7 protein-coding genes and 1 pseudogene are annotated in these 7485 nt (G+C 69.1%); all 8 read right to left on the bottom strand.

From position 1 onward, the window contains the following. Positions 1-308, bottom strand: a pseudogene (locus ACXJLU_RS32080) (SPOR domain-containing protein); the annotation flags it as partial. Between the two features lie 31 nt (positions 309-339). Further along, positions 340-1641, bottom strand: coding sequence for a bifunctional tetrahydrofolate synthase/dihydrofolate synthase (gene folC, locus ACXJLU_RS32075; protein WP_457337794.1), 1302 nt, complete (start codon positions 1639-1641; stop codon positions 340-342). A 60-nt stretch (positions 1642-1701) separates the two neighbouring features. Continuing rightward, positions 1702-2574: an acetyl-CoA carboxylase, carboxyltransferase subunit beta gene (gene accD, locus ACXJLU_RS32070; RefSeq protein WP_073465444.1), complete on the bottom strand. Its 873-nt coding sequence runs from the start codon at positions 2572-2574 to the stop codon at positions 1702-1704. Next, positions 2571-3410 (bottom strand): tryptophan synthase subunit alpha, encoded by an 840-nt coding sequence (gene trpA / locus ACXJLU_RS32065; protein ID WP_073465443.1) that lies wholly within the window; start codon positions 3408-3410, stop codon positions 2571-2573. The genes accD and trpA overlap by 4 nt, the downstream gene beginning before the upstream one ends. Further along, a complete protein-coding gene (gene trpB, locus ACXJLU_RS32060; protein ID WP_457337793.1) occupies positions 3407-4651 on the bottom strand; it encodes a tryptophan synthase subunit beta in 1245 nt (414 codons plus the stop codon). The genes trpA and trpB overlap by 4 nt, the downstream gene beginning before the upstream one ends. A gap of 13 nt (positions 4652-4664) precedes the next feature. Further along, positions 4665-5324 carry a phosphoribosylanthranilate isomerase gene (locus tag ACXJLU_RS32055; RefSeq protein WP_457337792.1) on the bottom strand — a complete coding sequence of 220 codons (660 nt, stop codon included), beginning with the start codon at positions 5322-5324 and terminating at the stop codon, positions 4665-4667. A gap of 4 nt (positions 5325-5328) precedes the next feature. Continuing rightward, positions 5329-6144: a tRNA pseudouridine(38-40) synthase TruA gene (gene truA, locus ACXJLU_RS32050; protein WP_457337791.1), complete on the bottom strand. Its 816-nt coding sequence runs from the start codon at positions 6142-6144 to the stop codon at positions 5329-5331. Beyond that, positions 6141-7485, bottom strand: a 1345-nt coding sequence (locus ACXJLU_RS32045) for a motility hub landmark protein FimV (protein ID WP_457337790.1), incomplete at its 5' end; no start/stop codon positions are given. The genes truA and ACXJLU_RS32045, both read right to left, overlap by 4 nt.

Below are 7485 nucleotides of genomic sequence, written 5' to 3'. Positions count from 1 at the left end.
CGCGCGCCGGGCGTGGCGGGCGCCGGGGTGGGCGCGGGCGCGGGCGAGGTGTCGCGCCGCAGCTCCACCGGCGTGTCCACCGGCAACGGGCGCGGCTGCGTCTCGAACAACAACGGGAAGCCGATCACGCCGGCGATCACCAGCACGGCCGCGCCGATGAGCCGCTGGCGCGCACGGGTGCGGGCCTGCGCGACGGTGTCGGTGTCGGGGGATTCGGCGACCGGGGGCGCCTTCGCCTTGGAGGTGGCCTTGGACGCGCTGTTGGGCGTGTTGCCCGGCGTGCGCTTCAGGAAGGACAGCAGACCCATGAAGAGCTGATTCCAGGTGAGCAGCGAGCGATCAGCTCAGGTGCTTGGCAGAGAGACGGGGGATGCCGTCCTTCAGCACGCCGCCCACGGTGAAGAACGAGCCGAAGACCACGATTCTATCAGCCGGGTCTGCGGTCGCTATCGTCGCGCGCAGTGCGTCTTCGGGGCTCGCGTGACGGAATGTAGCCACCGGGCCGGGGCCTTTCAGCGCGAGGCGTTCGTGCAGTTGCTGCAGCTCGGCCGCACTGGTTGCGCGCGCGATCGGCAGGTCGGTGAAATGCCACGCATCGACCAGCGGCGCCATGCGGCGGATGATCGCTTCGAGGTCCTTGTCGGCCATCGCGCCGAACACCGCGTGCGTGCGCGGGAAGAAGCCCATCTGGTCGAGGTTCTCGGCCAGCGCGCCGACCGCGTGCGGGTTGTGCGCGACGTCCAGCACCAGCGTCGGCTGGCCCGGCACGATCTGGAAGCGGCCGGTCAGCTCGACCGACGCGAAGCCGTTTCGCACCGCCTGCGCGGTGATCGGCAAGCGGTCTCGCAGCGTCTCGAACGCGGCCAGCGCGGCCGATGCATTCAGCAGCTGGTTCGCGCCGCGCAGCGCGGGGTACGCGAGCCCGTTGAAGCGCTTGTCGCGCCCGCCCCAGCCCCATTGCTGCTTGTCGCCGGCGTAGTTGAAATCGCGGCCGAGCAGTCGCAAGTCGGCGCCGATCTCGGCGGCACGCGCGACGATGCTGGCCGGCACCATCGGGTCGCCGACCACCACCGGCTTGCCGGTGCGCATGATGCCGGCTTTCTCGCGGCCGATCGACTCGCGGTCGGTGCCAAGGTAGGCGGTGTGGTCGATGTCGATGCTGGTGATCACCGCGCAATCGGTGTCGATCGCGTTGACGGTGTCGAGCCGGCCGCCGAGGCCGACCTCGAGGATCACCATGTCGAGCGGCGCGCTCGCGAGCAGCCGCAGGATCGCCATCGTCGTGAACTCGAAATAGGTCAGCGGCATGCCGGCCCGGGCGTCCTCGACGGCCTGGAAGTGCGGGATCAGCTCGGCCGCGTCGACGCTGCGGCCGTTCACGCGGCAGCGCTCCTCGAAGTGCACGAAATGCGGCTTGATGTAGAGCCCGACGCGGTAGCCGGCCTGCAGCCCGATCGACTCGAGCATCGCGCAGGTCGAGCCCTTGCCGTTGGTGCCCGCCACCGTGATCACCGGCACCTGGAAGTCAATGCCCAGCCGCTGCTTGATCAGCAGGCTGCGCTCGAGGCCCATGTCGATGTCCTTGGAGTGCAGTTGCTCGCAGTGGGCGAGCCATTCGGCGAGGGTGGTCGGTGTGGCCATGGTGGTTTCAGAAAGAAGGAAAGGCGGCCGAGGCCGCCTTCCGTGGGGAGGTGGCGAGCCTCAGGCCACCGCGTCGGCGCTTTGCCGCTGCAGCATCGCGAGCGATCGGGCGATCGTCGTGCGCAGTTCGCGCCGGTCGATGATGCCGTCGATCGCACCGGTCTTGACCAGGAACTCGGCGCGCTGGAAGCCCTCGGGCAGCTTCTCGCGCACGGTGTTCTCGATGACGCGCGGGCCGGCGAAGCCGATCAGCGCCTTCGGTTCGGCCAGCACCATGTCGCCGACGAACGCGAAGCTCGCCGAGACACCGCCCATCGTCGGATCGGTCAGCACGCTGATGTACGGCAGCTTCGCCTTGGCCAGCAGCGTCAGCGCCGCATTGGTCTTGGCCATCTGCATCAGGCTCAGCAGGCCTTCCTGCATGCGCGCGCCACCGGTGGACGCGAAGCTGACGAAGGGCACCTTCTGCTCGACCGCCGCCTCGACGCCGCGCACGAAGCGTTCGCCGACCACCGAGCCCATCGAGCCGCCCATGAAGTCGAACTCGAAACAGGCCACCACCAGCGGGATGCTGAGCACCGCGCCGCCCATCACCACCAGCGCATCGGTCTCGCCGGTGCTCTCGAGCGATTCCTTGAGCCGCTCGGGGTAGCGCTTGCTGTCCTTGAACTTCAGCGCGTCGACCGGCAGCACCTCTTGCCCGATCTCGTAGCGGCCTTCGCCGTCGAGGAAGGCATCGAGCCGCGCGCGGGCGCGGATGCGGTGGTGGTGCCCGCACTTCGGGCAGACGTTGATGTTCTGCTCGAGGTCGCTCTTGTAGAGCACGGTGTCGCACGACGGGCACTTGATCCACAGGCCTTCGGGCACCGTGCGGCGCTCGCTCGGGTCCGTCTGCTGCATCTTCGGCGGAAGCAGTTTCTCGAGCCAACTCATGCGGGAGCTCCTTTCAGGGTATCGAGGGCGGCGCGGATCTCGGCGATGAACGCCGCGGCCGCGGGGACGACATTGTCGCGCGTCTGGGTTTCAAGCAATTGCACGATGCGGGATCCGATGACCACCGCATCCGACACCCTGGCGACCGCGATGGCGGTCTGGGCGTCGCGGATTCCGAAGCCTACACCCACCGGCACCTGCACATGGGCCTGGATCCGCGGCACCATCCGGGCCACCGCGTCGGTGTCGAGGTGGCCGGCACCGGTCACGCCCTTCAGCGAGACGTAGTAAACGTAGCCGGTCGCGATGCGGCCGACCTCTTTCATGCGCTGTTCGGTGGAGGTCGGCGCGAGCAGGAAGATCGGGTCGAGCTGCTTCGCCTTCAAGCGGGCGGCGAAGGCCTCGCACTCCTCGGGCGGGTAGTCGACGATCAGCACGCCGTCGACGCCGGCCTCGGCGGCATCGCGCACGAAGGCGCTCTCACCGGCGCCTGCGGCGTGGCGCTGGTCGTAGCGCTCGACCGGGTTCGCATAGCCCATCAGCACCAGCGGCGTGGTCGTGTTGCGGGCCCGGAAGCCGCGCACGTAGTCGAGCACCTGCACCATGCCGATGTTCTTCGCGAGCGCGCGCTCGGCGGCCTTCTGGATCACCGGGCCGTCGGCCATCGGGTCGGAGAACGGCACGCCGAGTTCGATCACGTCGGCACCCGCGTCGGCCATCGCGAGCAGCAGCTCGACCGTCGCATCCGGGTACGGATCGCCGGCAGTGATGTACGGGATCAGCGCCTTGCGGCCCTCTTTCTTCAGCGCGGCGAAACGCGTGGCGATGCGGCTCATGACAGCCCCTTCACCGTCTGGCCCGCCTGGGATGGCTGGGCATGGACCTTCTCGCCCGACAGGTCGGCCACCGTGCCGATGTCCTTGTCGCCGCGGCCGGACAGGTTGACGAGCAGGTGCTGGTCGGGCCGCATCGTCGGCGCGAGCTTCATCGCGTATGCGACCGCATGCGACGACTCCAGCGCCGGGATGATGCCCTCGGTGCGGCACAGGTAGTGGAAGGCCTTCAGCGCCTCGGTGTCGGTGATGCCGACGTATTCGGCGCGGCCGGTGTCCTTCAGGTACGCATGCTCGGGGCCGACGCCCGGGTAGTCGAGGCCGGCGGAGATCGAGTGCGTCTCGATGATCTGGCCGTTCTCGTCCTGCAGCAGGTAGGTGCGGTTGCCGTGCAGCACGCCGGGCGAACCGGCGCTGAGGCTCGCGGCATGCTTGCCCGAATCGAGCCCCTGCCCCGCCGCCTCGACGCCGATCAGCCGCGTGCCGGCATGCTCGATGTAGGGATAGAAGATGCCCATCGCGTTGCTGCCGCCGCCCACGCTGGCGATCACCGCATCGGGCTGGCGGCCGGCGAGTTCGGGCATCTGCACCAGGCACTCGTCGCCGATCACGCGCTGGAAATCGCGCACCATCGTCGGGTACGGGTGCGGGCCGGCCACCGTGCCGATGATGTAGAAGGTGTTCTCGACGTTCGTGACCCAATCGCGCAGCGCCTCGTTCAGCGCGTCCTTCAGCGTCTTCGAGCCGCTCTCCACCGGCACCACGCTCGCGCCGAGCAGCTTCATGCGGTAGACGTTGGGCGACTGGCGCTTCACGTCTTCGCTGCCCATGTAGACGACGCATTCCATGCCGTAGCGCGCGCAGATGGTGGCGGTGGCCACGCCGTGCTGGCCGGCACCGGTCTCGGCGATCACGCGCGGCTTGCCCATGCGGCGCGCGAGCAGCGCCTGGCCGATGGTGTTGTTGATCTTGTGCGCGCCGGTGTGGTTGAGGTCTTCGCGCTTCAGGTAGATCTGCGCGCCGCCCAGTTCGCGGCTCATGCGCGCCGCGTGGTAGACCGGGCTCGGCCGGCCGACGAAGTGCTTCAGTTCGTACTCGTATTCGGCCCGGAAGGCCGGGTCGCGCTGCGCCTCGGCATAGGCCGCCTTCAGTTCATCGAGCGCGTGGATCAGGGTCTCGGCGACGAAGGTGCCGCCATAAGGCCCGAAATGCCCGCTGGCATCGGGCTGCTGGTAGTTCGACATGGATTGACTCGCTTCAGGTCGGGGTGCTGGCTGCGGTGGTGGATGCCAGTGCATCGGCTTCGCGCACCGCGGAGCAGAAACGGCGGATGGCCTCGGCATCCTTGATGCCTTTGGCACTTTCAACGCCGGAACTCACGTCAACGGCCCAGGGCCGCACCCGAAGAATTCCTTCGATCACATTTCCGGCATGCAACCCACCAGACAAAACGACTGGAGAGCGCACGTTTCGAGGAATGAGTGACCAATCAAAGACCTTTCCGCCTCCGCCATACCCGTCGACATGGGCATCGAGCAACAGCCCCTGGGCGAGCGGGAACTGAGCCGCGAAGTCTAGCAAATCGAAATCCCCGGCCATGCGGGCGGCGCGCAGGAACGGGCGGCCTGCTGCGCTGCAGTCGGCCGGGGTCTCGTCGCCGTGGAATTGCAGCAGCAGGTTGGGGATGGCGGCGACCGCACTCGCGATCAGCGCTGGCGCCGCGTTGACGAACAGCGTGACCGGTGTGACGAAGGGCGGCAGGCGGCGCGCCAGCTCAGCCACGCGCTCGACGCTGACGTGCCGCGGGCTGCGCTCGTACAGCACGAAGCCGACCGCGTCGGCACCGGCCTCGACGGCCGCGTCGACGTCGGCCTCGCGCGTCAGGCCGCAGATCTTGATTCGGGTGCGAACGCTCATCGGGTCAGGGGCTGATAAGACCAGCGCCGCCGGGAAGCCAGTCCATCGGCGGCGTGTGGGACGGAATCTCGAAGCGCGCATCGTAGTACGGGCCGACGAAGTACAGCCCGTCGGGGGCAAAGGTCGGTGCCGCCACGCTGCGCGAGCGCGAGGCCAGCACCTCGGCCATCCAGCCCGGCGCGCGCTGCCCTGCGCCGATCGCTACCAGGCAACCCATGATGTTGCGCACCATGTGGTGCAGGAAGGCATTGCCGTCGAAGTCGAAACGCCAGTACGCGCCGAAGCGCCGGATGCGGATCTCGCGCAGCGTCTTCACCGGCGTCGGCGACTGGCATTCGGCGGCGCGGAAGGCGCTGAAATCATGCTCGCCGATCAGCACCGCGGCGGCCTCGCGCATCGCATCGCCGTCGAGCGGGCGGAACACCCAGCCGGCCGCGCCGGCGCCGATCGCCGCGCGCACGCGCGACTCGAGCAGCAGGTAGGCGTAGCGGCGGCCGTGCGCGCTGTTGCGGGCGTGGAAGTCGTCGGGCACCGGCTGGCACCACTGCACCGCGATGTCGAGCGGCAGGAAGCGGTTGGTGCCGCGCATCCACGATTCGGTCTCGCGCGGCACCGGCGCGTGCAGGTGCACCACCTGGTTCAGCGCATGCACGCCGGCATCGGTGCGGCCGGCGCACATCGTGCGAACGGGCGTGGCCGCGAATTGCGACAACGCCCGTTCGAGATGGTCCTGGATCGTCTGCCCGCCCGGCTGGCTCTGCCAACCGCGGTAGGCCTGACCCTGGTAGCTGATACCAAGGGCCAGCTTCGACTCGTTCACCCCAGGTCGCTGAGCATGGCTTGAGCGCGCGTCTTGGTCGCACCGCTCGCCTTGGCCACCACTTCCTGCAGCAGGTCGCGGGCGCCTTCCATGTCACCGATCTGGCGGAATTCTTCGGCCAGTTCGAGCTTGCGCGCGATCGGGTCGGAGCCGTCGTCCGGCGCGTCGCCGAGGTCGATGTCACCGAACTCGTTTCTCGACGAGGCCGGTGCGGCAGCGGCGGCGCGCGGGGCGGCCGGCGCGGGGATCGTTGAATCGCCAAGGTCCAGCGAGATGCTGGACAGGTCGAAATCCATCGGCGCGCTGGCCGGTGCGCTGCGCGCCGGGGCCGGCGCGGCACGTGGCGGCGGGGGCGGCGGATCCAGCGGCAGGTCGAAACTCATGTCGTCCAGCGAGTGCCCGACCTCGCCGGTGGGCAGCGGCTGGGTTTCTTCCGGCAGGTGCGGCGCCGACACGGCCGAGCCGCTCGGCAGGGCCAGGTCGAGGTCGAGGTCCATGCCGCCGCCGGTGGTGTCGAAACCACTGCCGTGCGATCCGCTGGCGCCGAACTCGGACGGCGACGGCAGCACCGATTGCGGCATCGTGCTCGCGCCCAGCACCTCGGCCGACGGACGCGGCTCGCCATGGCCGGTCGACGGTCCACCGCCCGGGCGGTACATCGGATTTTCCGGATCGATCTGCTGACCGATCTCTTGCGCCTTGGCCCAGTCTTCGCCCTGGCCGCCGGTCAGGCCGAACAGCTGGGTCGCGAGCAACTCGAAGCCCTTGGTGTCGCGGCGCTTCGCATAGACCTCGAGCAGCTTGGTGCGGATTGCCAGGCGCTCGGGGCTCGCGCGCATGGCTTCCTTCAGGATCTCTTCGGCCTGCAGGTCGCGGCCGTAGGCCAGGTAGACATCGGCCTCGGCGACCGGGTCGACGTCACCGATGGCGTCGAGCTGGCTCAGCGAATAGCTCATCGACGACGATGCACCGCCGGCGTCACGCGTGTCGATGCGCTGGCCGCCGCTCGCCCCGAAGAAAGAGTCCGGTTGAAGACGGCTTTCGAGGAACGAGGTTTCACCGCTGTCGCGCTTGGCGCGCTTGCTGAAGCGCCACGCCGCGAAACCGCCGAGCAGCAGCACGGCGATGCCGCCGAGCAGCGCCGGCAGGTTGTCATCGAACAGCGACGACAGGAAGCTGGGTTCGGGCGCCGGCGCCGGTGCCGGAGCGGGCTTCGGCGGCGGCGGGACGACCACGGCCGGGGCGCTGGCCACCGTCTCGGGCGCCGACGCGGCAGCGATCGGCGGCACGGCTTCGGCAGGCGCCGAGGCCGGGGTCTCGATCACCGGGGCGGGTGCAGGG

The sequence above is a fragment of the Rhizobacter sp. P5_C2 genome, assembly GCF_054049715.1.
The sequence above is the reverse complement of the archived record's forward strand: the minus strand, read 5'-3'. Positions and strand labels throughout refer to the sequence as shown.

Bases quoted from the DNA above. Each gene is read 5' to 3' on its own strand.
- folC (WP_457337794.1), bottom strand. From the start codon at position 1,641: ATGGCCACACCGACCACCCTCGCCGAATGGCTCGCCCACTGCGAGCAA.
- trpB (WP_457337793.1), bottom strand. From the start codon at position 4,651: ATGTCGAACTACCAGCAGCCCGATGCCAGCGGGCATTTCGGGCCTTAT.
- ACXJLU_RS32055 (WP_457337792.1), bottom strand. From the start codon at position 5,324: ATGAGCGTTCGCACCCGAATCAAGATCTGCGGCCTGACGCGCGAGGCC.
- accD (WP_073465444.1), bottom strand. From the start codon at position 2,574: ATGAGTTGGCTCGAGAAACTGCTTCCGCCGAAGATGCAGCAGACGGAC.
- trpA (WP_073465443.1), bottom strand. From the start codon at position 3,410: ATGAGCCGCATCGCCACGCGTTTCGCCGCGCTGAAGAAAGAGGGCCGC.